Annotated in this window: 21 protein-coding genes and 2 pseudogenes; 16 read left to right on the top strand and 7 right to left on the bottom strand. The window is 65.3% G+C overall.

The window, feature by feature from the left end; translation table 11 throughout:
- Positions 1 to 157: 157 nt before the first annotated feature.
- The 6 genes and pseudogenes from ACSKB9_RS09945 to ACSKB9_RS09920 all read left to right on the top strand — a co-directional run bounded on the left by ACSKB9_RS09945 (position 158) and on the right by ACSKB9_RS09920 (position 6,066).
- Positions 158 to 1,339: an ABC transporter substrate-binding protein gene (locus tag ACSKB9_RS09945; RefSeq protein ID WP_438072837.1), complete on the top strand. Its 1,182-nt coding sequence runs from the start codon at positions 158 to 160 to the stop codon at positions 1,337 to 1,339.
- Positions 1,340 to 1,548: 209 nt separating this feature from the next.
- On the top strand, positions 1,549 to 2,418 hold the full coding sequence (locus ACSKB9_RS09940; RefSeq protein WP_028341590.1) for a branched-chain amino acid ABC transporter permease: 870 nt from the start codon (positions 1,549 to 1,551) through the stop codon (positions 2,416 to 2,418).
- Positions 2,419 to 2,425: 7 nt separating this feature from the next.
- Positions 2,426 to 3,457 (top strand): branched-chain amino acid ABC transporter permease, encoded by a 1,032-nt coding sequence (locus ACSKB9_RS09935; RefSeq protein WP_438072835.1) that lies wholly within the window; start codon positions 2,426 to 2,428, stop codon positions 3,455 to 3,457.
- Positions 3,454 to 4,206 carry an ABC transporter ATP-binding protein gene (locus tag ACSKB9_RS09930; RefSeq protein WP_050384609.1) on the top strand — a complete coding sequence of 251 codons (753 nt, stop codon included), beginning with the start codon at positions 3,454 to 3,456 and terminating at the stop codon, positions 4,204 to 4,206. The genes ACSKB9_RS09935 and ACSKB9_RS09930 overlap by 4 nt, the downstream gene beginning before the upstream one ends.
- Positions 4,199 to 4,916 (top strand): annotated as a pseudogene (locus ACSKB9_RS09925) (ABC transporter ATP-binding protein). Before ACSKB9_RS09930 ends, ACSKB9_RS09925 begins: the two are co-directional and overlap by 8 nt.
- 31 nt (positions 4,917 to 4,947) lie before the next feature.
- A complete protein-coding gene (locus ACSKB9_RS09920) occupies positions 4,948 to 6,066 on the top strand; it encodes a cobalamin-independent methionine synthase II family protein (RefSeq protein ID WP_438072833.1) in 1,119 nt (372 codons plus the stop codon).
- Between the two features lie 111 nt (positions 6,067 to 6,177).
- On the opposite strand, the gene ACSKB9_RS09915 is transcribed toward ACSKB9_RS09920, so the two are convergent.
- Positions 6,178 to 7,911 carry a caspase family protein gene (locus tag ACSKB9_RS09915; RefSeq protein WP_438072831.1) on the bottom strand — a complete coding sequence of 578 codons (1,734 nt, stop codon included), beginning with the start codon at positions 7,909 to 7,911 and terminating at the stop codon, positions 6,178 to 6,180.
- Positions 7,912 to 8,107: 196 nt separating this feature from the next.
- Between ACSKB9_RS09915 and ACSKB9_RS09910 the strand changes: the two genes are divergently transcribed.
- The 3 genes and pseudogenes from ACSKB9_RS09910 (at position 8,108) to ahcY (ending at position 12,275) form a co-directional block, all read left to right on the top strand.
- Entirely contained in the window at positions 8,108 to 9,463 is a 1,356-nt protein-coding gene (locus tag ACSKB9_RS09910) for a hypothetical protein (RefSeq protein WP_429036971.1), read from the top strand.
- 60 nt (positions 9,464 to 9,523) lie between these two features.
- Positions 9,524 to 10,721 (top strand): annotated as a pseudogene (gene metK / locus ACSKB9_RS09905) (methionine adenosyltransferase).
- Between the two features lie 126 nt (positions 10,722 to 10,847).
- Complete coding sequence (gene ahcY, locus ACSKB9_RS09900; protein ID WP_438072829.1) at positions 10,848 to 12,275, top strand: adenosylhomocysteinase; 1,428 nt, start codon at positions 10,848 to 10,850, stop codon at positions 12,273 to 12,275.
- Between the two features lie 268 nt (positions 12,276 to 12,543).
- Here the strand turns inward: ahcY and ACSKB9_RS09895 are convergent, their stop codons facing one another.
- The 3 genes from ACSKB9_RS09895 to ACSKB9_RS09885 all read right to left on the bottom strand — a co-directional run bounded on the left by ACSKB9_RS09895 (position 12,544) and on the right by ACSKB9_RS09885 (position 16,511).
- Entirely contained in the window at positions 12,544 to 13,338 is a 795-nt protein-coding gene (locus ACSKB9_RS09895; RefSeq protein ID WP_092089506.1) for an IclR family transcriptional regulator, read from the bottom strand.
- A 238-nt stretch (positions 13,339 to 13,576) separates the two neighbouring features.
- Positions 13,577 to 15,298, bottom strand: a complete 1,722-nt coding sequence (locus ACSKB9_RS09890) for an FAD-dependent oxidoreductase (protein WP_438072827.1) — start codon at positions 15,296 to 15,298, stop codon at positions 13,577 to 13,579.
- A 10-nt stretch (positions 15,299 to 15,308) separates the two neighbouring features.
- Positions 15,309 to 16,511, bottom strand: a complete 1,203-nt coding sequence (locus ACSKB9_RS09885) for an ABC transporter substrate-binding protein (RefSeq protein ID WP_438072825.1) — start codon at positions 16,509 to 16,511, stop codon at positions 15,309 to 15,311.
- A 353-nt stretch (positions 16,512 to 16,864) separates the two neighbouring features.
- Between ACSKB9_RS09885 and ACSKB9_RS09880 the strand changes: the two genes are divergently transcribed.
- Positions 16,865 to 17,794, top strand: coding sequence for an aspartyl/asparaginyl beta-hydroxylase domain-containing protein (locus tag ACSKB9_RS09880; protein ID WP_438072823.1), 930 nt, complete (start codon positions 16,865 to 16,867; stop codon positions 17,792 to 17,794).
- A gap of 90 nt (positions 17,795 to 17,884) precedes the next feature.
- Here the strand turns inward: ACSKB9_RS09880 and ACSKB9_RS09875 are convergent, their stop codons facing one another.
- Positions 17,885 to 18,040, bottom strand: coding sequence for a hypothetical protein (locus ACSKB9_RS09875; protein ID WP_016843659.1), 156 nt, complete (start codon positions 18,038 to 18,040; stop codon positions 17,885 to 17,887).
- Between the two features lie 325 nt (positions 18,041 to 18,365).
- Here ACSKB9_RS09875 and ACSKB9_RS09870 point away from each other — a divergent pair, with 325 nt between their 5' ends.
- The 4 genes from ACSKB9_RS09870 (at position 18,366) to ACSKB9_RS09855 (ending at position 24,030) form a co-directional block, all read left to right on the top strand.
- Positions 18,366 to 20,063, top strand: a complete 1,698-nt coding sequence (locus ACSKB9_RS09870) for an NAD-dependent malic enzyme (RefSeq protein ID WP_438072821.1) — start codon at positions 18,366 to 18,368, stop codon at positions 20,061 to 20,063.
- A gap of 253 nt (positions 20,064 to 20,316) precedes the next feature.
- Positions 20,317 to 21,999, top strand: coding sequence for a gamma-glutamyltransferase (gene ggt, locus ACSKB9_RS09865; RefSeq protein WP_438072819.1), 1,683 nt, complete (start codon positions 20,317 to 20,319; stop codon positions 21,997 to 21,999).
- A 289-nt stretch (positions 22,000 to 22,288) separates the two neighbouring features.
- On the top strand, positions 22,289 to 23,635 hold the full coding sequence (locus ACSKB9_RS09860) for an MFS transporter (RefSeq protein WP_016842171.1): 1,347 nt from the start codon (positions 22,289 to 22,291) through the stop codon (positions 23,633 to 23,635).
- A 26-nt stretch (positions 23,636 to 23,661) separates the two neighbouring features.
- The gene (locus ACSKB9_RS09855) at positions 23,662 to 24,030 is read left to right on the top strand and encodes an SPW repeat protein (protein WP_438072817.1); all 369 of its coding nucleotides are present in this window, start codon (positions 23,662 to 23,664) and stop codon (positions 24,028 to 24,030) included.
- Between the two features lie 91 nt (positions 24,031 to 24,121).
- Here ACSKB9_RS09855 and ACSKB9_RS09850 read toward each other — a convergent pair whose 3' ends face one another.
- Positions 24,122 to 24,346: a hypothetical protein gene (locus tag ACSKB9_RS09850; protein WP_438072815.1), complete on the bottom strand. Its 225-nt coding sequence runs from the start codon at positions 24,344 to 24,346 to the stop codon at positions 24,122 to 24,124.
- A gap of 256 nt (positions 24,347 to 24,602) precedes the next feature.
- On the opposite strand from ACSKB9_RS09850, the gene ACSKB9_RS09845 reads away from it, so the two are divergent.
- The gene (locus ACSKB9_RS09845) at positions 24,603 to 24,827 is read left to right on the top strand and encodes a hypothetical protein (RefSeq protein ID WP_057016719.1); all 225 of its coding nucleotides are present in this window, start codon (positions 24,603 to 24,605) and stop codon (positions 24,825 to 24,827) included.
- 67 nt (positions 24,828 to 24,894) lie between these two features.
- On the opposite strand, the gene ACSKB9_RS09840 is transcribed toward ACSKB9_RS09845, so the two are convergent.
- On the bottom strand, positions 24,895 to 25,596 hold the full coding sequence (locus ACSKB9_RS09840; protein WP_028338305.1) for a fumarylacetoacetate hydrolase family protein: 702 nt from the start codon (positions 25,594 to 25,596) through the stop codon (positions 24,895 to 24,897).
- Between the two features lie 153 nt (positions 25,597 to 25,749).
- Here ACSKB9_RS09840 and ACSKB9_RS09835 point away from each other — a divergent pair, with 153 nt between their 5' ends.
- Positions 25,750 to 26,928 carry a dipeptidase gene (locus tag ACSKB9_RS09835; protein WP_438072813.1) on the top strand — a complete coding sequence of 393 codons (1,179 nt, stop codon included), beginning with the start codon at positions 25,750 to 25,752 and terminating at the stop codon, positions 26,926 to 26,928.
- Positions 26,929 to 26,930: the final 2 nt, after the last annotated feature.

The following is a 26,930-nucleotide window of genomic DNA, read 5'->3' as shown; positions in this document are numbered from 1 at the left end:
TCGCGTCGCGCGCGGCACACGTCCATCGTCCGATTGACAGAGGGCACGGGGAGACGCCTTGTCGCGTTGCGGCTTGGCCGTGCATGCTTGAGTTAAAACAAGGCAAGAGCTGGGGACCAAGGCTCGATGCAGAACAGCGGAAGGGGGAGGGACGTCGATGTTCAATCGTCGCAAAATGTTGCTGTGGGGCGCCGCTTCGGCCGTGCTTCCCGGGTTGTGTGCCAGCGTGCCGGCGTGGGCGGACGACGTCGTCAAGATCGGGCTGATCCTGCCGATGACCGGTGGTCAGGCATCGACCGGCAAGCAGATCGATAACGCCATCAAGCTCTACATGCAGCAGAAGGGCGACACCGTCGCCGGCAAGAAAATCGAGATCATCCTGAAGGACGACGCCGCGGTGCCGGACAACACCAAGCGGCTCGCGCAGGAACTGATCGTCAACGACAAGGTCAATTTCATCGCCGGCTTCGGCGTGACGCCCGCGGCGCTTGCCGCGGCGCCGCTGGCGACGCAGGCCAAGATCCCGGAAGTCGTGATGGCGGCCGGCACCTCGATCATCACCGAGCGTTCGCCCTATATCGTGCGTACCAGCTTCACGCTGGCGCAGTCCTCCACCATCATTGGCGACTGGGCGGTGAAGAACGGCATCAAGAAGGTCGCGACGCTGACCTCCGACTACGCGCCCGGCAACGATGCGCTGACCTTCTTCAAGCAGCACTTCACAGCCGGCGGCGGCGAGATCGTCGAAGAGGTCAAGGTCCCGCTCGCCAATCCGGACTTCGCGCCGTTCCTGCAGCGCATGAAGGATTCCAAGCCCGACGCGATGTTCGTATTCGTGCCGGCCGGGCAGGGCGGCAACTTCATGAAGCAATATGCCGAGCGCGGGCTCGACAAGAGCGGCATCAGGGTGATCGGACCCGGCGACGTCATGGATGACGATCTGCTCAACAACATGGGCGATGCCGCGCTCGGCGCGGTGACGGCGCATCTCTATTCGGCCGCGCATCCGTCCGCGATGAACAAGGAGTTCGTCGCCGCCTACAAAAAGGCGTTCGGCAACCGCCCGGGCTTCATGGCGGTCAGCGGCTATGACGGCATCCATCTGATCTACGAGGCGCTGAAGAAGACCAATGGTGCGACCGACGGCGACAAGCTGATCGAGGCGATGAAGGGCATGAAGTGGGAAAGCCCGCGCGGCCCGATCTCGATCGATCCGGAAACCCGCGACATCGTGCAGAGCATCTATATCCGCAAGGTCGAGAAGGTCGACGGCGAGCTCTACAATGTCGAGTTCGCGACCTTCGAGGCCGTCAAGGATTCCGGCAAGACCAAGAAATAGCATCGTCATCGGCGGCGTGCGCTCCGTCCCTCACCACGTCATGCCCGGCCAAAAGCGCGAAGCGCGTCTTCGCGCAGGTGTGCCGGGCATCCATGTCTTTCTTCCCGGCGAGCAGAATGACGTGGATGGCCGGGACAGGCCCGGCCATGACGATGACCTTGACGTTCGAGCTGTTGTTCTTGTTGCGTCCTCACGGCTAAGCCGACTCCATGGCCTCTATCCTCACCAACCTGTTCGACGGCGTCGCCTACGGCATGCTGCTGTTCGTGCTTGCCTGCGGGCTTGCGGTGACGCTCGGGCTGATGAATTTCGTCAACCTCGCGCATGGCGCCTTCGCGATGGCCGGCGGCTATATCTGCGCCGTGCTGGTGAATAATTCCGGCTGGCCGTTCTTCGCAGGCCTGCCGCTCGCCTTTGTCGGCAGCGCCGTCATCGGCATCGCGCTGGAGCGCACGCTGTACCGCCATCTCTATAGCCGCAGCCATCTCGACCAGGTGCTGTTCTCGATCGGTCTGGTGTTCATGTCGGTCGCGGCGGTCGACTACATCATGGGATCGTCGCGGGTGTTCATCAAATTGCCGGCGGCGCTGGAGGGCCAGATCGACCTGTTCGGCGTCGGCATCGGGCGTTACCGGCTGATGATCGTCGTGATCTGCGGCTTGCTCACGCTGGCGCTGCAGTTGATCCTTGCCAAGACCCGGTTCGGCAGCCGGCTGCGCGCCGCGGTCGACGATCCGCGCGCTGCGATCGGGCTCGGCATCAACGTGCCGCAGGTGTTCGCCTTCACCTTTGCGTTCGGCTGCGGCCTCGCTGGCCTCGGCGGTGCGCTGAGCGCGGAGATCCTCGGGCTCGATCCGTATTTCCCGCTGAAATTCATGATCTACTTCCTGATCGTCGTCACCGTCGGGGGCTCGTCCTCGATCACCGGACCGTTCCTGGCGTCGCTGCTACTTGGCATCGCCGATGTCGCCGGCAAGTATTACGTGCCGAAGCTCGGTCCCTTCGTGATCTACACTGTCATGATCGTGATCCTGCTCTGGCGTCCGAACGGCCTGTTCGGCCGTACTGCGGCACGGTGAGGCTGATATGACCGCGCTGTCCGACGTCTCCACCCACGCGATGGCCAGCGCGCGCTGGCGGATCAGCGAGGTCGCGTTCTGGGCGCTGGCGCTCGCCTGCGCCTTCCTGTTCCCGTCGCGCTATTTGATCATGACCGACATCGTGCGGCTCGGTTTGTTCGCGCTGTCGCTCGACCTGATCCTCGGCTACGCCGGCATCGTGTCGCTCGGCCACGCGGCCTTCTTCGGCGTCGGCGCCTATTCGGCCGGCTTGCTGGCGCTGCACGGCATCATCAACGAGCCTGTGATCGCACTGGTCGCCGCCGGCCTGGTTGCGGCGGTGCTCGGCTTCCTGACCAGCTTCCTGGTCATCCGCGGTGTCGACCTGACACGGCTGATGGTGACGCTCGGCATCGCGCTGCTGCTGGAAGCGCTCGCCGAACGCTTCTCCAACATCACCGGCGGCACCAACGGGCTGCAGGGGATCGAGATGCAGCCGATCCTCGGTCTGTTCACCTTCGACATGTTCGGCAAGACCGGGTTCTTCTACTCGCTGATCGTGCTGTTCATCCTGTTCCTGCTCGCGCGACGCGTGGTGCATTCGCCGTTCGGCCTGTCGCTGCGCGCGATCCGGAACAATCCGCTGCGCGCGGCCGCGATCGGCGTGCCGGTCAACCGTCGCCTGATCGCGGTCTATACGCTCGCCGCGTTCTATGCCGGGATCGCCGGCGCGCTGTTCACCCAGACCACGGCGCTCGCCTCGCTCGACGTGTTCTCCTTCGAGCGTTCCGCCGACCTGATGCTGGTGCTGGTGATCGGCGGCACCGGCTATCTCTATGGCGGCCTGATCGGCGCCGTCGTGTTCAAGATGCTGCAGGAGCTGTTTCAGAGCATCACCCCGCAATACTGGCTGTTCTGGATCGGCCTCGTGCTGGTCGTGATCGTGTTGGTCGGCCGCGCGCGCATCCATCGCTGGGTGCTGTTCGTGCCCAACCTGATCATCCGCCAGTTCGCCGGCCGCAAGGCCGCCGTTGCCGTGCCGGAGAGCGACGCGTCATGACGATCGCGCTGGAAACACGTGGCCTCGAAAAATCCTTCGGCGCCCTTCGCGTCACCCGCGATCTCTCGCTCAAGGTGATGCAGGGGGCCCGCCACGCGCTGATCGGGCCGAACGGCGCGGGCAAGACCACCGTCATCAATCAGCTGACCGGCGTGCTGACGCCGAACAGCGGGCGCATCCTGCTCGAAGGCAGCGACATCACCGGCCTGTCCGTCCACAAGCGGGTGCTGCGCGGGCTGTCGCGCACCTTCCAGATCAACCAGCTCTATCCCGACCTGACCCCGCTCGAGACCATCGGGCTTGCGGTCTCCGAACGGATGGGCCGCGGCGGCGACTGGTGGCGACGGATGGGAACGCGGAGCGACGTCAACACCGAGATCGCCGAGATACTGTCGCGCTTCCATCTGCTCGACGTGATGACGGAGCTCACCTCGACCTTGCCCTATGGCAAGCAGCGCCTGCTCGAGATCGCGGTCGCGATCGCCGCCAAGCCGCGCGTGCTGCTGCTCGACGAGCCCGCGGCCGGCGTGCCGGAGAGCGAGCGCCACGACATCCTGGCGGCGGTGGCGGCATTGCCGCGCGACGTCACCGTGCTCCTGATCGAGCACGACATGGACCTCGTATTCTCCTTCGCCGACCGGATCTCGGTGCTGGTCAATGGCGGCCTGCTCACCGAGGGCGCGCCCGATGAGGTCGCGCGCGATCCGCAGGTGAGGGCGGTCTATCTCGGCGAGGCCGCCGATGCCTGACCTTCTTTCCATCCAGGGCCTGCGTGCTGGATACGGCGAGGCGGTGGTGCTGCCCGATATGTCGCTGGCGCTTGCCGAGGGCCAGGTGCTCGCGCTGCTCGGCCGCAACGGCACCGGCAAGACCACGCTGATCAATTCGATCGTCGGCATCGTCAGGCGCCTCAGTGGCAGCGTCGCGCTCGCAGGCCGCGACATCACGGCAATGCGGCCCGACCAGCGCGCCCGCGCAGGGATCGGCTGGGTGCCGCAGGAGCGCAACATCTTCCGCTCGCTGACGGTGGAAGAGAACATGACCGCGGTGGCGCAGCCCGGGCCGTGGACGGTCGAGCGGGTATACGAGATGTTTCCGCGGCTGCAGGAGCGGCGGCGCAATTTCGGCAACCAGCTGTCCGGCGGCGAGCAGCAGATGCTGGCGATCGGCCGCGCGCTGACACTAAATCCGAAAGTGCTGCTGCTCGACGAGCCGACCGAAGGCCTCGCGCCGATCATCGTTGAGGAATTGTTAAAGGCGATCGGAACCATCACGCGCTCGGGTGGCATCTGCTCGATCATCGTCGAGCAGAACGCGCGAAAAGATTCTGGGGCTGGCCGACCGCGTTGTGATATTGGAACGCGGCATGATCGTGCACGATGCCGCAAGCAGCGCGCTGAAAGCCGATCCCTCCGTCCTCGAGCGCCACCTCGGCGTCTCCGGGGCCAAGGCACATTAGAAGGCACATGAGAAACGTCCGGGAGTTGACCATGCAGCGAACCAAGCCTCCGTTCCGCGCCGACGAGGTCGGCAGCTTGTTGCGGCCGCCGAAGATCAAGGAGGCCCGCGCCAGATCGGAGAAGGGCGAGATCTCGGCCGACGAGCTGCGCAAGGTCGAGGACATGGAGATCGAGAAGGTCGTGCACAAGCAGGCCTCGGTCGGCCTGAAGCTTGCGACCGACGGCGAGTTCCGCCGCTCCTGGTGGCACTTTGATTTCCTCAGCCATCTGACCGGTTGCGAGCTGTTCCATCCCGACATGGGCATCCAGTTCGCCGGCGTGCAGACCCGGCACGATGCCATCAGGGTGATCGGCAAGCTGGATTTCTCCGATCATCACCCGATGCTCGATCACTTCCGCTTCCTGAAGAAGTACGCCGACCAGGCGCACGTCACGCCGAAGATGACAATTCCCTCGCCGGCGGTGCTGCATTTCCGCGGCGGCCGCAAGCTGATCTCGAAGGAGGTCTATCCGGACCTCGAGGAATTCTATCAGGACCTCGGCAAGACCTATCGCAAGGCGGTCAAGGCGTTCTACGACGCCGGTTGCCGCTATTTGCAATTCGACGACACGGTGTGGGCCTATCTGTGCTCGCAGGAGGAATTGCAGAAGTCGCGCGACCGCGGCGACAATCCGGACGGCCTGCAGGAGATCTACGCCCGCGTCATCAACTACGCGATCGCCGACCGTCCGTCCGACATGGTGATTACGACCCATGTCTGCCGCGGCAATTTCCGCTCGACCTGGATCTCCTCCGGCGGCTACGAGCCGGTCGCCGAGACCCTGCTCGCCGGCACCAATTACGACGGCTACTTCCTCGAATATGATTCCGACCGCGCCGGCGGCTTCGAGCCGCTGCGCTTCCTGCCCAAGGGCAACAAGGTCGTGGTGGTCGGCGTCATCACCTCGAAGTTCGGCGAGCTCGAGAAGAAGGACGACATCAAGCGGCGGCTGGAGGAGGCATCCAAGTTTGCCCCGATCGAGCAGCTCGCGGTGTCGCCGCAATGCGGCTTTGCCTCGACCGAGGAAGGCAACATTCTCTCCGAGGAAGAGCAGTGGGCGAAGCTTAGGCTCGCGGTCGAGGTCGCGAACGAGGTGTGGGGGAAGTAAGGCCGCATTCTCCGTCATTGCGAGGAGCGAAGCGACGAAGCAATCCATCTTTTCCCTGCATGGAGGCATGGATTGCTTCGCTGCGCTCGCAATGACGTGGAGAGCGCTTTGTCACTGCTCCGCCAGATAGACCTCGCCGAGCAGCGAGGAGTTCGACCACGGCACCTGCTTGCCCTTGGTCGCGGCGACAACCTCGGCGCGGACCCGGGTCAGCATCTGCTGCACCTCGAGGCCGGGCGTGCCGACATGGCGCGACAGCGCCGCCGAGAACGGGCTGTTGGCGCCTTCGCCGTCGAGCGCGACCTGGCCCGGCGCGGTCGCAAACGCGATCAGCGTGCCGGCGCCGAGCGTCGAGCCCGATCCGAGCGAGGCGGGCGCGGCAAGGCCGGAGCCCGCTTCGATGCCGCGGCTTGGACCTGTGGAGACGAGCTGCGGCGCCATCGGATTGTTGCGGCAGGCATCGAGGATCAGGATGTTGGTGCGGATCTGGTCGTCGAGCCCGGCCATGATGGTGTCCATGTCGACCATCGCGTCGGTGGCGCGGCTGCCCGACTTGAACTCGATGTCGACAGGCACGAGATAGTTACGGCCGTCGACCTGCACGCCGTGACCGGCATAGTAGACCACGGCGATCTGCGACCGCGCCGCCTCGCGCAGGAAATCGTTGATCGTCTTCCGCATCGTGTCGCGATCGAGATCGTGTCCCTCGGAGACGGTGAAGCCGATGTCGCGCAGGCTCCTGGCGATGGCGCGCGCATCGTTGGCCGGATTGGGCAGCGCCTTGACATGCGCATAGGCGCCGTTGCCGATCACCAGCGCGAGGCGTCGGCCGGTTGCTGCCGCCGGGGCCGCCGCGGCGGGCGGCGCCGGTGCCGGTGTCTTGACGGAAGCGGCCGGTGGCGCGGCCGGGCTGCTCTCGGCGGCCGGCGCTGCCGCGGTCTTGCGCGGTGCCGCGTCGGCCTCCTTGAGCAGCGCGAGCCGTACCTTCGCGGTGGCCTGGTTGGCCTTGCTGCCGGCATCGGATGCCACGCCTTCGAGCACCGAGGCGTAATCTTCCTTGGCATGCGCAGCATCACCCTTCGCTTCATAGCTGAGGCCGCGCTGGGTATAGGCCGAGATCAGCACGCTGCCGGGCGGCGTCATGACGTTGACGGGCGCCTTGGCTTTGGCGAGCCGGATCGCTTCCGTCGTGTCCGCAATCGCGCGCTCGGTCTCGCCCTTGGCGCGCCAGATCACGGCGCGGCTGATCAGCGGCTGCGGCAGCGACGGGTCGATCCTGACCGCCTCGTTGATGTCGGCGAGCGCCCCGTCGAGATCGCCGAGCGCCCGCTTCGAGGCGCCGCGGTTCTGATAGGAGAAGGCCGACTTCGGACCGGCCTTGATCGCGGCGTCATAGTCGGCGATCGCCTTGGCATATTCGCCCTTGCTGCGATAGGCGTTGCCGCGGTTGTGGAAGATGATGCCGCTCGGCGGCCCCAGGCGCAGCGCATCGTTGAAGTCGGCGATCGCGATGTCGTACTCGCCTTTGTCGAAATAGGCCGAGCCGCGCAAATTGTAGACGGCGGTGCTGGGCTTGAGGCGCAGCGCCTCGGTGGCATCGGATATCACCTGGGCGTAGTTGCCCTTCTTGTTCCAGCCGACCGCGCGCCAGAAATCGATGGTCGCGAGCTTTTCGCCGGAAAACACCTTCAGCGCGATGATCTTGGTGCAGGCGTCGATCATCTGGTCGGCCGGCGTGGTCTCGGTCGTGCAGAGCGGACCGAGCTGGGAGCGCGCCTGGGCGAAACAGGGCGCCGACCAGAGCAAGGCGGCAAGGAGGGTGGGGATCAGGAGCAGGCGGCGCATCGGTCATCCGGGGTAAGGCCGTCATGGCGATCGACGACGGCAGGGCGGTCCAGAGACCGGTCCAGGGGGCGGTCCATGACTGTTTGGTGATCGGGCAGCAGAGGGGGTTCAACTGGTGGGAAAATGGTGATAAGACGCTGCCAGTCATCATTTCTGCCCACTCCCGTCCCACTCGCCGCTGCCCACCCAAGGCGCCATGAAGAACGACGAAATCCTCAGCCAGATCACGGATTTCTGCCGTCGCTCCGACATGGCGGAGACGACGTTCGGCCGCCGTGCCGTCAATGACGGCAAGCTGGTGTACCGGCTGCGGGAGGGCAAGCGCATCACGATCGATACGCTTGACCGTATCAACGCCTTCATCGCGACCTCGACGCCGGGCGGCGTGGCGCCGCCGCGCGGCCTCGTGGTGCCGCCGGAAAAGCGCGATCCGCGGGGCAATTTCCGGTTTTTCGAGAACCGCCAGCGCTATTTGCTGTTCGTCCACACCTGCAGCGAGAAGCGGGTGATTGCCGACCGGGTTGCGCTGGAATTGGCCGCCATCCATCCGCGGCCGCCGGCGCTGCGGGTGTTCGATGCCGGAATGGGCGACGGCACGGTGCTGGCCCGGGTCCTGCGCGCCATGCATGGCCGCTTCCCACATATGCCGTTCTATGTTGCCGGCAAGGAACTGAGCCTCGAGGATGTCCGCCTGACCCTCGACAAGGTTCCCGACCGCCTGTTCGAGCACCCGGCCAGCGTCTTCGTGTTCACCAACATGTATTATGCCGAGGCGCCGTGGCTGACGCCCAAGAACTCCGCGGCGGCCGCCGGCATGATCTGGCACGAGGTGGCCCTGCGGGGCGCGTCCTCGGGTGAGTTCGAGGCCCAGATCGCCGAACTCGGTCCGTTCCTGGAGCAGAACTGGCGCGCCAATCTCAGCCCCGGCAATGCGATGCCGATCTATGAGCGGCCGGTGGCGCTGGTCCTGTACCGGGACGATCACCGGTTCCTGCTCGATTCCATCATTCCGCGGGCCGGACGCACCGAAGCCAATTTCGATCTCGTGATCGCCTCGCAGCCCTATCGTGCCAAATCCTCGGTGAACTTCCGCGCCAAGCGGATCATCGCGCCGCTGGCCCGCGCGCTGCGCGGCGGCGGACGGCTGATAGGAATCCACTCCCACGGCGGTGATCCCGGGCTTGAAATGATTCAAGCCGTCTGGCCCGGAGAAAATCCTTTCGCCGTCAGTCGCCATGAGATACTGCGCGCGGTGAAATACGAACTGGGCTCCGCCGGCCGCGAGCTGAACTTCAACGCCTACGCCGATAACCGTTCGATCTTCCGATATGATATGGAAGCGCTGCCCAATGAGGTAACCGGCTCGATCGGAACCTCGACGGCCTTTGCTGCGTGGAATGCGGCGGTGTATGTCGCGCAGATCGAAGATGAGCGGTTGACCGAAACGACCGAAAACGGACGAGCTCTCGAGGCCACACGCGAAGTTCTCCGCAAACACAACGGGCTGTGGTTCTACGACGAATCCTACGTCATCTCGCGGCGACGAGACTGACATGCCGGGGACATATTCACCAACCAACGTCGGACTTCGACTTAACAAGGGGTTTGCTTGATGCGCGCGTCTTACCTGTTCACCAGCGAGTCGGTCTCGGAAGGCCATCCGGACAAGGTCTGTGATCGTATTTCGGATGAGATCGTCGATCTGTTCTATCGCGAGGGACCGAAAGCGGGCATCGACCCGTGGCAGATCCGCGCGGCGTGCGAGACGCTCGCGACCACCAACAAGGTGGTGATCGCCGGCGAAACGCGCGGCCCGAGCTCGGTCACCAACGACCACATCGAGAGCGTGGTTCGCTCTGCAATCAAGGACATCGGTTACGAGCAGGACGGCTTCCACTGGAAGAACTGCGACATCGAGATCCTGCTGCATCCGCAGTCGGCCGACATCGCGCAGGGCGTCAACGCGCTGCAGCCGGGCGAGGTCAAGGAAGAGGGTGCCGGCGACCAGGGCATCATGTTCGGTTACGCCACCAACGAGACGCCGGACCTGATGCCGGCGCCGATCTTCTACGCCCACAAGATCCTGCGGCTGATCTCCGAAGCGCGCCACTCCGGCCGCGAGAAGGTGCTGGGTCCGGACTCCAAGAGCCAGGTCACGGTGCAGTACGAGAACGGCAAACCGGTCGGCGTCCGCGAGATCGTGGTCTCGCACCAGCATCTGATCGAGGACCTGTCGTCCAAGCAGATCCGCGACATCGTCGAGCCCTGATGTCCGCGAGGCGCTGCCGAAGGAGTGGATCAGCGACAAGACGATCTGGCACATCAATCCGACCGGCAAGTTCTTCATCGGCGGTCCCGACGGCGACTCCGGCCTGACCGGCCGCAAGATCATCGTCGACACCTATGGCGGCGCGGCTCCGCATGGCGGCGGCGCGTTCTCCGGCAAGGATCCGACCAAGGTCGACCGCTCGGCCGCCTATGCCGCGCGCTATGTCGCCAAGAACATCGTCGCGGCCGGTCTCGCCGACCGCTGCACGCTGCAGCTCGCCTATGCCATCGGCGTGGCGCGTCCGCTGTCGATCTACATCGACACCCACGGCACCGGTAAGGTGTCGGAGGATCAGCTCGAGAAGGCGGCGGCCAAGGCGATGGATCTGACGCCGCGCGGCATCCGCAGCCATCTCGATCTCAACCGCCCGATCTACGCGCGCACCTCGGCCTACGGTCATTTCGGCCGCACGCCCGACAATGAGGGCGGCTTCTCCTGGGAGAAGACCGATCTCGTCGAGCAGCTGAAGCGCGCGCTCTGATACTTGCGTCATTCCGGGGCGCTCGCGAGAGCGAGCGAACCCGGAATCCCTAATCATCACCTCGAGATTCCGGGTTCGCCTCTTCGAGGCGCCCCGGAACGACCAGTTCAACAACAGGACGCTCAAATGAACGCCCCCACGAAGCCCGGCTTCACCGACTACATCGTCAAGGACATTGCGCTCGCCGATTTCGGCCGCAAGGAGATCTCGCTGGCCGAGACCGAGATGCCCGGCCTGATGGCCACCCGCGAGGAGTTCGGCCCCAAGCAGCCGCTGAAGGGCGCGCGCATCGCCGGCTCGCTGCACATGACGATCCAGACCGCAGTGCTGATCGAGACGTTGGCCGCGCTCGGCGCCGACATCCGCTGGGTCTCCTGCAACATCTATTCGACCCAGGATCACGCCGCAGCCGCGATCGCCGCCGCCGGCATTCCGGTGTTCGCCGTCAAGGGCGAGACGCTGACCGAGTACTGGGACTACACCGCGAAGCTGTTCGACTGGCACGGCGGCGGCACGCCGAACATGATCCTCGATGACGGCGGCGACGCCACCATGCTGGTGCATGCCGGCTACCGCGCCGAGCAGGGCAACACCGCCTTCCTCGACAAGCCGGGCTCCGAGGAAGAGGAGATCTTCTACGCGCTGGTCAAGCGCCTCCTGAAGGAGAAGCCGAAGGGCTGGTTCGCCGAGATCGCCAAGAACATCAAGGGCGTCTCGGAAGAGACCACCACGGGCGTGCATCGCCTCTACGAGATGGCCAACAAGGGCACGCTCCTGTTCCCGGCGATCAACGTCAACGACAGCGTCACCAAGTCGAAGTTCGACAACCTCTATGGCTGCCGCGAGTCGCTGGTCGACGGCATCCGCCGCGGCACCGACGTGATGCTGTCGGGTAAAGTCGCGATGGTCGCCGGCTTCGGCGACGTCGGCAAGGGCTCGGCCGCCTCGCTGCGCCAGGCCGGCTGCCGCGTCATGGTCTCCGAAGTCGATCCGATCTGCGCGCTGCAGGCAGCGATGGAAGGCTATGAGGTCGTGACCATGGAAGACGCGGCGCCGCGCGCCGACATCTTCGTCACGGCGACCGGCAACAAGGACATCATCACCATCGAGCACATGCGCGCGATGAAGGATCGCGCCATCGTCTGCAACATCGGTCACTTCGACAACGAGATTCAGATCGCCGCGTTGCGCAATCTGAAGTGGACCAACATCAAGCCGCAGGTCGACGAGATCGAATTCCCCGACAAGCACCGCATCATCATGCTGTCGGAAGGCCGGCTGGTGAACCTCGGCAATGCGATGGGCCACCCGTCCTTCGTGATGTCGGCCTCCTTCACCAACCAGACGCTGGCGCAGATCGAGCTGTTCGCCAATAACAAGGACAGCAAGTATGCCAAGAAGGTCTACGTGCTGCCCAAGACGCTCGACGAGAAGGTCGCCCGCCTGCACCTCGCCAAGATCGGCGTCAAGCTGACCGAGCTGCGCAAGGACCAGGCCGACTACATCGGCGTCAAGCAGGAAGGTCCGTACAAGTCGGATCACTACCGCTACTGATCCGCGCTCGCAGCGATCGATCACGTGAAGAGCCCCGGCATCGCCCGGGGCTTTTTGCTGGGGTGACGCGGGTGACAGATGGGCCGTCTTCGCGGCGGAACGACGCTCTGACGTCGCCAAATACCCCGTCGTCGTCCCTGCCTGGTGCGCAATTGCGCACTAGGCAGGGACGACAGCGAGTTTGTTGCACGACTGGATCATACGTCAGCATTCTCGCGACATGAATGTCCGAGCTTTGCGCTTCGTCCCGCCCTCTCACTTCTTGGCGTCACTCCAACGCTCGCGCCGTGCCGTGCCCCAGTTGCCGTGAGATCTCGCCCGCACAATCGCGCAGCGCGGCGGCGATCGCGCTGTCCCAGCCGGCGTCGAAGGTGCCTTCCGGCCCCATCGCGGTGATGACCAGCGCGACGTGGCCGGCGTGATCGAACACCGGCGCGGCGAAGGCGTTGACGCCGGGCAGGGGATCGCCGATCGCGCGCGCCAGCCCGCGGCTGCGGACCTCGGCGAGGATCTCGGCCGTTTTCGCGTCCGCCGGCGGACGCTTCGGATTGTAGCCGACGCCGAGGCGATCGAGGCCGCTCTCGAGCGCGGTCCTGATTGCGTTCGGCGGCATGAAGGCGGCGAAGGCGCGGCCGGTCGCGGTCTCGAGCAGCGCCACCACCGATCCGACGCGCATCGCGATATGCACCGGATGGCTCGGCTCCTCGAGCCGCACCACGGTCGCGCCGTGGGTGCCCCAGACCGACAGCGATACCGCGTGATTGATGCTGTCGGCGAGCGCTGCGATCCGCGGCGTTGCGATCCGCACTGCGGACTGCCGGCGCAGGCTGATCAGGCCGAGCTCGAGCGCCAGCGCCCCGATCTCGTAACGGCCGGTGGTCTCGTCCTGCTCGATCAGGCCGATGCGGGAAAAGCTGACGAGATAGGGATGCGCCTTGGCCGGCGGCATGCCGGCTTCGCGGGCGAGATCGCGCAGCATCATCGGTTCGCCGCTGCGGGCCAGCGCGCGGAGCAATTCTCCGCCGACCTCGATCGACTGTATGCCGCGGCTCTCTCTCGTCATGTGGCCCTATTTGGGTTCGCGCGTTCGCACTTAGCAGGAAACCTTGCCGTCCGCGAGACGTCGATCTGCGCGAGAAGTCGTTGTGAGTGACAGGTCCCCACCCGTCATCCTGAGGAGCCCGCGAAGCGGGCGTCTCGAAGGATGCACGGCCCGGCTGGTGGCCGATCCATCCTTCGAGACTCGCTCCGCTCGCACCTCCAGCGACAAAGGCGAAGCCTTTGCGCGGGGATGACGGTACTCACAACTTGCTTCTCTCCGCCACCGCCTCACCTGCAATGTGCTTGCCCGCGATGTAGCCGAAGGTCAGCGCGGGCCCGAGCGTGATGCCGGCACCGGGATAGTTGCCGCCCATGATGCTCGCCATGTCGTTCCCGGCGGCATAGAGGCCGGCAATCGGCTGGCCGTCGGCGTCGAGCGCGCGGGCATTGGCATCGGTCCGGATGCCGGCATAGGTGCCGAGATCGCCGATCACCATCTTGATGGCGTAGAACGGCCCGTGCTGGATCGGTGCGATGCAGGGGTTGGGTCCGTGCAGCGCATCGCCCTGGTAGCGGTTATAGGCGCGCGAGCCCTTGCCGAAGGCGGGATCGCGTCCCTCCGCCGCGGTGGTGTTGAACTCCGCGACGGTCGCCGCGAGCGCCTTGGCGTCGATGCCGGCCTGCGCGGCGAGCTCCGCCAGCGTCGCGCCGCGCTTGAGATAGCCGGTCTTCAGGTGATGGCCGAGCGGCATCGGGCGCGGCGGCACGCAGCCGAGGCCGTATTTGCGCAGCGTCTCGTGATCGCAGATGAGATGAGCCGCGATCTCCTCGCCGGGCTTCGCCGCCTTGATCATCGCCTGCACGAAGTCGTGGTAGGAATTGCCTTCATTGGCAAAGCGCCTGCCGTCGGCCATCACGGCGATCACGCCCGGCTTGGCGCGATCGATGAAATGCGGCGTCACGCCCTTCGAGCCGTCCTTGCGCGTCGTGACCGAGACCGGCACCCACGCCGCGGCGTTCGGCAGCGAGTCGTCGACGCGGCCGCCGGCGGATTCCGCAAGACGCAGGCCGTCGCCGGTGTTGCCGGTCGGGCCCGGCGAATAATGTTCTTTTCCAGTGGGGGCGTGCGGAAACATCTTCTGCCGTCGCGCGACGTCGTGCGGGAAGCCGCCGCAGGCGAGCACCACGCCACGCTTGGCGTTGACGCGGATCGTGCGCCCTTCACGCACGACGACCGCGCCGCGCACCACGCCGTTCTCGACGATCAATTCGCGCACCGGCGAGTTGAGCCAGAGCGGGATCTTGAGGTCGAAGGCGGATTTCGCCAACCGTCCGGCGAGCGCGTTGCCGTTGGTCAGCGTCATGCCGCGGCCGTTGCGCATCACGTCGATGGCGTGCTTCGACAGCCGTTTGGCGACATAGGCCGCCGAGGTCAGCGACCGGGTCGCGCGCATGAAATGCACGATCTCCTTGCCGGAGCCGAGCATCATGCCGAACACGGTGAGCTCGGGCAGGGGGCTGCCGAGATCCTTGAGAGCGTCGCCGAGCTCGTGGGCGTCGAACGGCCGCGTCACCATCGAGCGGCCGCCCTGCGCGCCGCCCGGCGCCTCCGCATGATAGTCCGGGAAGGTTAGCGGCATGTCGAAGCGCACCGCGGTGCTGGTGGTGAAGAAGTCGACCGCCTTCGGCCCCTCGGTCAGGAACGCATCGACGCGGGTGGCGTCAAAACTGTTGCCGGCCTCGTGGCGCAGATAGGTTTTGGCCTGATCGGGGCTCTCCTCGATGCCCCAGGCCTTGGCCAGCGAGGTGCCGGGGATCCACAGCCAGCCGCCGGAGCGCGCGGTGGTGCCGCCGAACCGCGGCTCCTTCTCGACCACCAGGACCTTGAGGCCGTGATGGCCGGCGGTGACCGCCGCCGACAGCCCGGCGCAGCCGGAGCCGACGACCAGCGCGTCGCAATCATAAGCTTCTTCGTTGGCCACGCGATCGATCCTATTTCTTGAGCAGCGGGCACTTCGACTCGGAGACCGGACGATAGGCGTCCTCGCCCTTCACCGTCTTGACGATGTCGAGATAGTCCCACGGTTCCTTGGACTCCGAAGGCTTCTTCACCTTCGCCAGATACATGTCGCGGATCACGCGGCCGTCCTCGCGCAGCTTGCCGCCATGCACGAAGGTGTCCTCGATCGGCAGCTCGCGCATCTTGGCCATCACCGCCTTCGGATCGTCGGTGCCGGCGGCCTGGATCGCCTTGAGATAATGCAGCACCGAGCCGTAGACGCCGGTCTGGATCATGGTCGGCATCACATTGGCGCGGGCGTAGAACTTCTTCGACCAGGCGCGCGTCTTCTCGTCCATGTTCCAGTACGACGCCGTCGTCATGTAGGTGCCTTGCGCGGCGTTGAGGCCGATCGCATGCACGTCGGTGTCGAACATCAAGAGCCCGACCAGCTTCTGGCCGCCCTGCACGAGGCCGAACTCGCCGGACTGCTTGATCGAATTGTCAGTGTCCTGGCCGGCATTGGCGAACGCCACCACGTCGGCCTTCGAGCTCTGCGCCTGCAGCGCAAAGGAGGAGAAGTCGGCGGTGTTGGTCGGATGCTTGACGCTGCCGAGCACCTTGCCGCCCATCTCGTTGATGAAGCGCGTAGCGTCCTTCTCGAGTTGCTGGCCGAAGGCGTAATCCGCGGTGACGAAGAACCAGGACTTGCCGCCTTCCTTGATCACGGCCGAGGCCGTCACCTTGGACAGCGCGTAGGTGTCGTAGGCGAAATGCACCGTGTTGGGGCCGCACAGTTCGTCTGTCAGCGAGCTCGCGCCGGGACCGGACAAGAGCGCGATCTTGTTGCGCTCGCGCACCATGTTGTGCACGGCGATCGCGATGCCGGAATTCGGGATGTCGACGACCGCGTCGACCTTGCCGTTGTCGAACCAGCCGCGCACGACCTGCACGCCGACATCGGTCTTCATCTGGTGGTCGGCGGAGATGATCTCGATCGGCTTACCGAGCACGGTGGGGCCGAATTCCTCGACCGCCATCTTGGCCGCCTCGACCGAGCCCGGGCCCGAATTGTCGCGTCCCCAGCTCGACAGGTCGGTCAGCACACCGATGCGCACGACGTCGTCGGAAACCTGGGCGTGAGCGGCCGTGGTGATCACCGCGACAATGGCTGCCGCCAGAAACTGTCTCATCATTCCTCCCTTTGGATGTCCGCGTTCTTCGGCGGGTCATCTCAGGATTAGGAATTGTCTAATCAGTTTGTCAATGGCGAATTCGATGTGTGAATAGTGTCACAAAGTTGGCACCAGTGCGGCGCGATGCTTCACATTTGGTGAGCGAACGCTTACATGGCTCGTCCGGGACGGCACCGCGGCAACGATTCCGGCTCATTTGCCAGACCGCGCCGCAGTGCCAAGTCACTATGAAACAGGGGAATTTTCGCGGACGGCGACGCGTTTCGCCGCCCGGACTGGGCCGCCCGTCAGGGGAACGGCTCCTGCGGGGCGGGGCATGAAGAGCGTCGGCGGGCAGCGATCATAGACGGATCATGTTGAGACAGCTCTTCGCGCCGCAGCTTGTCATTCTTTACGTGCTGGTGGCCTCTACGCTCTACGTCCACTTCCGCGGCAAGCAGCGGTTGCGCTTCGCCCGCCAGCTCGGCGATCACTCGACCTACCTCGCGCCCTACAATGTGCTGATGTATGCCGGCTCCGCGGTGCCCAACACGCCGGTGATTCCGGTCGAGCAGTTTCCCGAGCTCAAGAAGCTCTCCGACAATTGGGAGACGATCCGCGACGAGGCCACGCGCCTGTTCGACGAAGGCTTCATCCGCGCCGCGGCCAAGAACAACGACTGGGGCTTCTATTCCTTCTTCAAGAGCGGCTGGAAGCGCTTCTATCTGAAATGGTACGACGATTTCCTGCCGTCGGCGCGGACGCTGTGTCCGAAGACGGTGGAGCTGCTCAACTCGATCCCGAACGTGCATGGCGCGATGTTCGCGATGCTGCCGCCGGGCGGCAAGCTCGGGGCGCACCGCGATCCCTTCGCCGGCTCGCTGCGCTATCACCTCGGACTCGTGACGCCGAACTCGAACCAGTGCCGCATCCTCGTCGACGGCGTCGAATGCGTCTGGCGCGACGGCGAGGCCTTCATGTTCGACGAAACGTTCATCCACAGCGCCGAGAACAAGACCGACGTCAACCGCATCATCCTGTTCTGCGACGTCGAGCGCCCGATGAAGTTCGGCTTCATGACGGCAATGAACCGCTGGGTCAGCCACAACATCGTCAAGGCCTCGGCGACCCAGAACGTCGACGGCGAGCATGTCGGCGCGCTGAACAAGGTGTTCGGCAAGCTCTACGAGATCCATCTCGCCAGCCGCAAGGTCAAGGAGTGGAATCGGAAAGTGTACTACACGCTCAAATATTCCGCGACCGCGCTGATCCTCGGCCTGATCGTGATGTCGGCGCTGCACTGACCGCGGCGGCGTTGCCGCGTTGAAAGCAAAAGCCCCGGAGCATGCTCCGTGGCTTTTTGTCTGGAACGAGAGCTGTGAGGCGCAACAGCGTCAGTCGCGTTCGAAAACCTTGGCGCCGGGGTAGATTCGTCTGGCATAGGCGACGACCCACTCCCGGTCCTGGGTCTCCAGGAACGGAGTTCGGATCTTGCACGACCCGACGATCAGGTGCCACAGGCCGTTCAGCTTCTGAATGTTGACGATCATCTGAGTGTTCCTCGAAACCCGCGTTCCAGTCGTCGCCTGCCACGCGTGACAGTCTTGCGATTGACGGCTCGGAGCAGTGATCCTGATCACGCTGGAGTAGCCGCGAGTGTAAAAATCTCTCGCCATCGCTCAACTGTACGGGCGTAAGCACGGGCCATCACAAGGAATCAGGCGGGCTATACCAAGGTATGTTGGTGTCGGTCAGGAGGTGCAGCCGCAGCGTCGGGGCCGTTCAACTTTGCGCGGCGGCGCGCCTTCGCGCTCCGATCCGTTACATGGGCGTGATAGCGTCTCATCTGGCGTTTCGCATTGAGGGGACCTTGTCATGTCGGAGTCATCAGGAGCTTTTGCGACCACTGCGCTGAGCGGCTACGAGCTGCTGGCCGATCCGCAGCTGAACAAGGGCACGGCGTTCTCCGAGGCCGAGCGCGAGGCATTCGACCTGCACGGCCTGTTGCCGCCCAATATCCTGACGCTGGACGAGCAGGTCTCGCGCCGCCTCGAGGCGCTGCGCGGCTTTGAGACCGACATCGAGCGCTATGCCGTTCTGCGCGAGCTGCAGGACACCAACGAGACGCTGTTCTACGCGCTCCTGGTCGGCAACCTGGAAGAGCTGTTGCCGATCGTCTACACGCCGACCGTCGGCGAGGGCTGCCAAAAATTCAGTCGGCTGTTCCGCAAGCCGCGCGGGCTGTTCCTCAGCATCCCACATCAGCACCGGATCGACCGCATTTTCGCCCATCCGCGCTTCGATCACGTCGAGGCGATCGTGGTGACCGACGGCGAGCGCATCCTCGGCCTCGGCGACCAGGGCGCCGGCGGCATGGGCATCCCGATCGGCAAGCTCGCGCTCTATACCGGCTGCGGCGGCCTGCATCCGGCGACGACGCTGCCGATCATGCTCGACGTCGGCACCGACAATCCCGATTGCCTGGCCGATCCCCTCTATGTGGGCTGGCGCAACGAGCGCGTCCGCGGCCAGGCCTATGACGACTTCATCGAGGCTTTCGTCGCGGCGGTGGTGAAGCGCTGGCCGCGGGTCCTGCTGCAATGGGAGGATTTCGCCAAGAACAACGCCACGCGCATGCTCGAGCGCTATCGCGACCGGCTCCTGACCTTCAATGACGACATTCAGGGCACCGCGGCGGTGGCGACCGGCGCCTTGCTCTCCGCCATCAACGTCACCGGCGTGCCGCTCACCGAGCAGCGCGTCGCCGTGCTGGGCGCGGGCTCGGCCGGCTGCGGCATCGCCAGCCTGATCCGCGCCGCGATGGTCGATGCCGGCCTGCCGGAGAGCGAGGCGGCGAAGCGCTTCTTCATGGTCGACCGCGACGGGCTGCTGCTCCAGGGCATGAGCGGGCTCGCCCCGTTCCAGCTTCCGTTCGTGCAGGACAGGCAGGCGATCGCGGGCTGGCAGCTCAGCCACCCCGACAAGATCGCGCTGCTCGACGTCGTGCGGAGCGCCAGGCCGACCGTGCTGATCGGCGTCTCCGGCCAGGCCGGCGCGTTCTCCGAGCCGATCGTCCGCGCGATGGCCGAATGCAACAAGCGGCCGGTGATCTTCCCGCTGTCCAATCCGACCTCGCGCGAGGAGGCGACGCCGGTCGATATCGAGGCGTGGACCGAGGGGCGGGCGCTGATCGGCGTCGGCAGCCCGTTCCCGCCGATCATGCGCGACGGCGCGCGCTTCAAGGTCGACCAGACCAACAACTCCTACATCTTCCCGGGGGTCGGCGTCGGCGCGCTCGCGGTCGGTGCCAGCCGGGTCAGCGACGGCATGTTCATGGCGGCCGCCAAGGCGCTGGCCAGCGTATCGCCGGCGCGCGACAACCCGAAGCACAATCTGCTGCCGCCGGTCAGCGCGTTGCGCGAGGTCTCTCAGACGGTGGCGCTTGCGGTCGCGCTGCAGGCGCACAGGGAGGGATTGGCGAGGGACGTTCCGATCGACCAGGTCAAGGCGCGGATTCACGCCAAGGTCTGGACGCCGCGCTACGTGCCGTACCGCCGCAGCGGTCTGGCCTAGAGTTCGGAGCGTCGGGCAGCGCGATCCTCCGCGCCGCGCGCGGGCCGCATCGATTTTGCGACCATCATGATCGGGGCAGGAGCTGGCTCGACCTCGCCTGCGCCTTCTCAACGGGCTTGACCGAAGTAAGAATTTTCTTCAATCTTGGCATGCCAAATGCCAGTGGCGGTCCTTCGGGGATTTGGACGTCGCGGTGTCCGCAGCCCGCGATCGCACAACATCGACACAACGAGGAAACGGAGAGGGAAGTCGAATGGCCAATCTTGGCATGTCGCGCAGGGAGTTGCTGGTCGGGTCCATGCTCACGGCGGTCGCCGCGGCGGCGCCGCGACCGCTCTGGGCCCTCGACAATACGGGCGCGCTGGCGCGATCGAAGACCGGCATGGTGACGAGCCCGCACGAGCTTGCCACGCAGGCGGAACTCGAGGTGCTGCGCAAGGGCGGCAATGCGATCGAGGCGGTCATCGCCATCGGCGCCACGCTGTGCGTGACCTATCCGCATTTCAGCGGCCTCGGCGGCGACAGCTTCATGGTGATCAGTGACCGCAAGGGAAACGTCCGGACGCTGTCCGGCGCAGGTCAGGCTGCGCTCAACCTGCCGAACTACAGCGGCTCGGTCCCGATCCGGGGGCCTGGGTCGGCGCTGACCGCGGCCACGACCGTCGACGTCTGGGACCAGGCGTTCGATTTCAGCCGCAAGTCCTGGGCCGGAAAGCAGAGCTGGGCGTCGCTGTTCGAGCGCCCGATCGAATACGCCGGCAAGGGCTTCCCGGTCACGCCGTCGCAGCGCTTCTGGCAGGACATGGAAGCGAAGAACCTGAAGGACTGGCCCGACATCCAGCGCATCTTCATGCCCGCCGGCCGGATGCCTGAAATCGGCGAGCCGCTGGTCCAGCCTGAACTCGCGAAATCGCTGGAGATGCTGGCGGCAAATGGCGGGCGTGATTTCTACGAAGGAAAGCTCGCCGCGCGCATTGCGGCCGGACTGAAGCAGATCGGCTCGCCGCTGACCGCCGACGATCTGGCGCGCTGCCGCGCGCGCGACGAGACGCCGTTGCGCGTCGGCTATCGCGGCGGCGAGCTGCTCGGGCTGCGCCCGCCGACGCAGGGTCTCACGACACTCGAGATCATGGGTATCCTCGACCGCTTCGAGCTCGCGAAATATCCGGAAGGGAGCGCGGACTACTATCACCTGCTGGTCGAAGCGGTGAAGCAGGCCTTCATCGACCGCGGCCGCTACATCGGCGATCCGGAATTCGTCGACGTCCCGGTCAATCAGCTGCTCTCGGCGAGCCACCTCGACGCGCGCGCGAAGGCGATCAGCCTCGAGAAGGCGATGCCGTGGCCGCACGTGTTCAAGAAGGGCGACACGGTTTATCTCGCCGCGACCGATCGGGACGGCAATTGCGTCAGCATGCTGCAAACCGTCTACTACGATTGGGGAAGCGGCATGGTGGCCGGCGACACCGGCATCATCTGGCATAACCGCGGTGCGTCGTTCAACCTCGACCCGGCCAGCCCCAACTGCCTCAAGCCGGGCAAGCGGCCGTTCCACACGCTCAATCCGGGGATCTATCTCGAGCGCGGACGGCCGCATCTGCTGTACGGCACGCAGGGAGCCGACGGCCAGCCGCAGACGCTTGCGGCGGTGCTGACCAGGCTGATCGACTACAACATGGATCCGCTCACCGCGCTGTCGCGACCGCGTTTCCTGCTCGGCAAGACGTTCTCCGATGCGCGCGACAGCCTGAAGCTGGAGAAGGATGCCGGTGAAGAGGTCTTCAAGGCGCTCGCCGGGCGCGGCCACGAAATCAGTCCGATACCAGCCCAGAGCCCGCTCGCAGGACATCCGGGTGCGATCCGGATCGACGCCGACGGAAGCATCACCGGGGCGCACGATCCGCGCAGCGACGGGCGGGCCCTCGGGCTGTCGTGAGACGAAGCGCGGCAGATTAACGAACCGCCCGGCGGCTGCCGGGCGCATCCGGCAGCCATCTGCGAAGCATGGTCCCCCCGGTGGGCGAGCGGTGGCGGACGACGCCCTCGACGCGTTGCGATCTGTCGCTCGCCATGGCCGACTGAAGGCCGACTAAAGTTCAAGCCTCGACGGTCCGTTCCGGTGGAACTTTCCGGCGCGCCTTATCGTTTGTGCTCAAACAAACCACAGTCAATATCCGTCCGGGGGCCTGTGCGAGGGAGACACCCCCATGGCAAGATTTGGCCCAATGCTTGGTCTGACCCCCGGCCTCGACGCCAACCGGCTCACACCATCCGAGCATCAGCTGCAGATGCGCCGTGCGGTGATCGCCTCCACCGTCGGGACCGCGATCGAGTGGTATGACTTCTTTCTCTACAGCACCGTCACCGGCCTGGTGTTCGCAAAACTGTTCTTTCCGCATTCCGATCCCTGGGTCGGCACGCTCGAGGCCTTCGCCATCTATGCGGTCGGCTTCGTCGCGCGGCCGATCGGGGCTGCGATCTTCGGGCACTATGGCGATCGCATCGGCCGCAAGTCGACGCTGATCGCGACGCTGCTGTTGATGGGACTGGCGACCGCTGCGGTCGCATTGGTGCCGACCTATTCCAGCATCGGCATCTGGGGCGCGGTGATCTTGACCGTGCTGCGCTTCATCCAGGGCGTCGGCGTCGGCGGCGAATGGGGCGGCTCGGTGCTGATGTCGATGGAATGGGCGCGCAACGATCGCTCCCGCGGCCTGATCGCGTCATGGCCGCAATTCGGCGTGCCCTGCGGACTGTTCCTCGCCAATCTCGCGGTGCTGGCTTTCAGCCAGATGTCGGGCGACCAGTTCCTGTCGTGGGGCTGGCGCATTCCGTTCGCGCTCAGCATCGTCCTGGTCGGTGTCGGCCTCTACATCCGGCTCGGCATTCTGGAAACGCCTGTGTTCAGCAAGCTGCTGGCCGAGCGTCAGCTCGACCGCACGCCGATGCTGACGGTGATCCGCGATCATCCGAAGGAGATCCTGCTGTCCGCCTTCGCGCGGATGTCCGAGCAGGCGCCGTTCTACATCTTTACCGCCTTCGTGTTCTCCTACGGCGTCGGAACGCTGCACGTGTCGCGCGACTTCCTGCTCACCGCGGTGCTCGCGGCCTCGGTGCTGTCGTTCGTCTCGATCCCGCTGTGCGGGCACATCTCCGATCAGATCGGCCGCAAGAACATGTACATGATCGGCGCTGCCGTGACCGGCGTGTTCGGCTTCATCTATTTCGCGATGCTTAACACCGGATCGGAAACGATCATCTTCCTTGCGATCTTCCTGTCGCTGATTCCGCACGACATGCAGTACGGCCCGCAGGCGGCCCTGATCGCAGAGAGCTTTACTGGTCGCCTGCGCTACAGCGGCGCCTCGCTCGGCTATCAGCTTGCTTCCGTGATCGCCGGCGGTCCGGCACCGTTGATCGCGACCTGGCTGTTCGGCACGTTCCATTCGGCGACCGCGATCGCGGCCTATATCGCGGCTTGCGCAATCATCACGCTGGTCGCGACCGCGATGATGACCGACTACACGGGCAGGGACATCAATGCGCCCGAGGCGCATCAGCAGCGGGTTTGAGTAGCAAGGGAGCAATCGATGATGAAGTGGCGAAAAAATCCGCGCTCGATCTCTATAACCTCGTCGCCGCGATCTTCCTGCTCGCCGCGCCGTGGCTGTTCGTGCAGGCCAATCCGACCGCGGCGATCGATCTCAGGATCAGCGGCGCGGCGATCGCGATCATGTCGCTGGCGGCGATCGTCGCGTTCTCGATCTGGGAAGAATGGATCAACCTGGTCGTCGGCTGCTGGCTGATCGTCTCGCCCTGGCTGCTCGGCTTCACGCATACCCGCGCGATGCATTTTGCCATCGCCGCCGGCGCGGTGGTGGCGTTCATGGCGCTGCTCGAGCTGTGGCTCGAATACGAGAAGACGCATTTCGGCCCGGCAGCGCCGCACGCCGCCGAAAGGCAGTAAGCTCCGCCGCCGGCGAGACCGAGGGGTGTGGCTCCTTGTCTTTGAGCTTGATCTGCTCGGAAAACCGCTTCGCACTTTTCCGGATCATGCTCTAGCAGCCGCGGCAAATGCCCTTGATCTTGCGGTCGACGATCGCGTCCTCCTGATCGATGACCTGCTGCGATGTCGATGTCGTCGCCGGAACATCGGCGGCGCGCGGCTGGCGATGGCCGACCGGCGCCGACCACGGCCTGCTCGCGGTTTCGTTTGACGCGTAGGCGCGGGGCTGCTGGACCGCCGCCTGTGCGAAGCAAGCGGTCGCCATTGCCGTGGACATAATCGCAGCCAAGCCAAGTCGTACGCCGGGTCGTCGAAGATCGATCATGAAAATCTCCGTGCCGTCATCGCCGCGTTTGTGCGCGGCCTTGATGACATGGAGTGCCCCGGTCGCTCCGGTATTCCCCGCTCCATCTGAAGTGATCAGACGCTCGCGGCGCGGTGATCGCGCGTGATGAAATAATTTCGGGGCGCTCGCGGTCCTTGATCACAGGGGCCGAGCTAGGTCGGCTTCACCCACCGTACGGAGAAATCCCATGACCAAATTGACCCTCGCAGCGCTTGCGCTGGTTGCGGCAGCCGCCTGTTCGGCGCAGGCGTCCGCCGCCGGCAACAACGCTGCGGTACGGCGCGCCAATGCTTCGATGACGACAACGACGGTCAGCAGCAAGACCACCGATTGCGTGCGTGCGCCGAAGGTCGGATCGTTCGCGACCGCCCCGTTCACCGAGCCACCCTGCATGCCCGGCACGATGCGCTGACGGCGCACAGCAAAAAGCCCCGGACCTGAAGTCCGGGGCTTTGGGCCTGGCCTCGTTCCTGAGGCGGTTATTCCGGCTTGCCGATCGTCACCGCGAGCTTGCCGACGCCGTCGACGCCGCATTCGAGCTTGTCGCCCACCTGCAGCTGCGAGACGCCGGCTGGCGTGCCGGTCATGATGATGTCGCCGGCGGCAAGCTTCACCTGCTGCGAGAGCTGCCAGATGATTTCAGGCACGTTCCAGATCAGCTCGGTGAGGTCGCCCTTCTGGGCTTCCTTGCCGTTGACGGTGAGCCAGATCTTGCCCGCGGTCGGGTGGCCGATCTTCGCGGCCGGCTGGATCGCCGAGCAGGGCGCGGAATAGTCGAACGACTTGCCGATCTCCCAGGGCCGCTCCTTCTTGCGCGAGGCGATCTGCAGGTCCCGGCGGGTCAGGTCGATGCCGACGGCATAGCCGTAGACATGCTCGAGCGCCTTGTCGGCGGGGATGTTCAGCCCGCCGCTCTTCATCGCCACCACCAGCTCGACCTCGTGATGCAGGTCCTTGGTCAGCGGCGGATAGGGGATGGTCGCGCCATCGGGCACCAGCATGTCGGCATGCTTGCCGAAGAAGAATGGCGGCGCGCGCTCGTCATTACCCATCTCCCTGATATGCTCGAGATAGTTGCGGCCAACGCACCAGATGCGGCGGACCGGATAGCTGCCGGATTCGCCGACGACGGGAAGCGAGGGCTGCGGGGGAAGCGGAATGACGGTGGATGCGGCGTTCATGAACGGGTCCCGGAGGGTTGAAGGAGGGAGCGCGGGCGGTATTTACGCGCTTACGCCGCTCAGGGCTAGTGGCTGCGGCTGCATCCGGCGCAGAGGTGAGGCCAGCTTTCCGCCGAGCGCAGCCGCCTTTGGTCGACAAAGGCGGTGGTGTCCATGAGGAAATGGCTTTCGGTCGGCCTGGTGCTGATCGTTGTGGCCCTGATCGCCGCCGCCGTTCGGTTTTTCACGGTCGCCCCGGAGCGGATCGACCGGGCGCAGAACAGGGTCCAGCGCGTGGCGCTGGACATCACGCCCGCCGCTACGGCCTTGCAGGCGTCGCTCGACGTGGCGGACATGCATGCGGACAGCCTGTTGTGGAAGCGCGACCTGATCGCGCGATCCGATCGCGGCCATATCGATCTGCCGCGCCTGATCGAGGGACACTACGCGCTGCAGGTGTTCTCTTCGGTCACCAAGTCGCCCAAGGGCCAGAACTATGATGCCAACGGCGCCGACACCGACACCATCACGAACCTCGCCATCATCGATCTGCAGCCGCCACGGACGTGGTTCTCGTTGCTGCAGCGCTCGCTGTGGCATGCCGAGAAACTGCGGAGCTTCGCCGAACAGTCCGCCGGGCGGCTGCGCCTGATCGCAACGCCGGCCGATCTCGACCGCCTGCTTGCCGACCGCAAGGGCGGCGCGACGGTGGTTGGCGGCATGCTGTCGATCGAGGGCCTGCAGAATATAGAGGGCAATATCGCCAATCTCGACGTGCTCTACGCCGCCGGATTCAGAATGGCCGGTCTCGCGCATTTCTTCGATAATGATGTCGCAGGCTCAATGCACGGCGTCGCAAAGGGCGGGCTGACGCCGCTCGGCCGGCAGGTGGTGCAGCGGATGGAGGCGATGGGCATGATCGTCGACCTCGCGCATGCGAGCCACGCGGCGGTCACCGAGGTGCTGGCGATGGCGACGCGCCCGGTGGTCTCGAGCCATGGCGGCGTTCAGGCGACCTGCAAGGTCAACCGCAACCTCACCGACGACGAAGTCCGGGGTGTCGCGCGGACCGGCGGCGTGGTCGGCATCGGTTTCTGGCAAGGCGCCGTCTGCTCGCTCGATCCGAACAACGTGGCGCGGGCGATCGCCCATGTGCGCGACCTGGTCGGGATCGACCATGTCGGCCTCGGGTCGGATTTCGACGGCTCGACCACGACGGGCTTCGATGCCAGCGAGATCGTCGCCGTGACCCAGGCGCTGATGTCGCGCGGGTTCTCGGAGGACGACATCCGCAAGGTCATGGGCGGCAACGTGCTGCGCGTGCTCCGCGCCGGCATTGCCCCGAGGGGATGAGA

Origin of the sequence: Bradyrhizobium sp. BR 1433 (assembly GCF_051547665.1) — a bacterium.
Classification (GTDB): domain Bacteria; phylum Pseudomonadota; class Alphaproteobacteria; order Rhizobiales; family Xanthobacteraceae; genus Bradyrhizobium; species Bradyrhizobium australafricanum.
The sequence above is the reverse complement of the archived record's forward strand: the minus strand, read 5'-3'. Positions and strand labels throughout refer to the sequence as shown.

Coding starts and splice junctions, on each gene's coding strand:
- ACSKB9_RS09945 (WP_438072837.1), top strand. CDS start 158: ATGTTCAATCGTCGCAAAATGTTGCTGTGGGGCGCCGCTTCGGCCGTG.
- ACSKB9_RS09940 (WP_028341590.1), top strand. CDS start 1,549: ATGGCCTCTATCCTCACCAACCTGTTCGACGGCGTCGCCTACGGCATG.
- ACSKB9_RS09935 (WP_438072835.1), top strand. CDS start 2,426: ATGACCGCGCTGTCCGACGTCTCCACCCACGCGATGGCCAGCGCGCGC.
- ACSKB9_RS09930 (WP_050384609.1), top strand. CDS start 3,454: ATGACGATCGCGCTGGAAACACGTGGCCTCGAAAAATCCTTCGGCGCC.
- ACSKB9_RS09920 (WP_438072833.1), top strand. CDS start 4,948: ATGCAGCGAACCAAGCCTCCGTTCCGCGCCGACGAGGTCGGCAGCTTG.
- ACSKB9_RS09915 (WP_438072831.1), bottom strand. CDS start 7,911: ATGCGCCGCCTGCTCCTGATCCCCACCCTCCTTGCCGCCTTGCTCTGG.
- ACSKB9_RS09910 (WP_429036971.1), top strand. CDS start 8,108: ATGAAGAACGACGAAATCCTCAGCCAGATCACGGATTTCTGCCGTCGC.
- ahcY (WP_438072829.1), top strand. CDS start 10,848: ATGAACGCCCCCACGAAGCCCGGCTTCACCGACTACATCGTCAAGGAC.
- ACSKB9_RS09895 (WP_092089506.1), bottom strand. CDS start 13,338: ATGACGAGAGAGAGCCGCGGCATACAGTCGATCGAGGTCGGCGGAGAA.
- ACSKB9_RS09885 (WP_438072825.1), bottom strand. CDS start 16,511: ATGATGAGACAGTTTCTGGCGGCAGCCATTGTCGCGGTGATCACCACG.
- ACSKB9_RS09880 (WP_438072823.1), top strand. CDS start 16,865: ATGTTGAGACAGCTCTTCGCGCCGCAGCTTGTCATTCTTTACGTGCTG.
- ACSKB9_RS09875 (WP_016843659.1), bottom strand. CDS start 18,040: ATGATCGTCAACATTCAGAAGCTGAACGGCCTGTGGCACCTGATCGTC.
- ACSKB9_RS09870 (WP_438072821.1), top strand. CDS start 18,366: ATGTCGGAGTCATCAGGAGCTTTTGCGACCACTGCGCTGAGCGGCTAC.
- ggt (WP_438072819.1), top strand. CDS start 20,317: ATGGCCAATCTTGGCATGTCGCGCAGGGAGTTGCTGGTCGGGTCCATG.
- ACSKB9_RS09860 (WP_016842171.1), top strand. CDS start 22,289: ATGCTTGGTCTGACCCCCGGCCTCGACGCCAACCGGCTCACACCATCC.
- ACSKB9_RS09850 (WP_438072815.1), bottom strand. CDS start 24,346: ATGTCCACGGCAATGGCGACCGCTTGCTTCGCACAGGCGGCGGTCCAG.
- ACSKB9_RS09845 (WP_057016719.1), top strand. CDS start 24,603: ATGACCAAATTGACCCTCGCAGCGCTTGCGCTGGTTGCGGCAGCCGCC.
- ACSKB9_RS09840 (WP_028338305.1), bottom strand. CDS start 25,596: ATGAACGCCGCATCCACCGTCATTCCGCTTCCCCCGCAGCCCTCGCTT.
- ACSKB9_RS09835 (WP_438072813.1), top strand. CDS start 25,750: ATGAGGAAATGGCTTTCGGTCGGCCTGGTGCTGATCGTTGTGGCCCTG.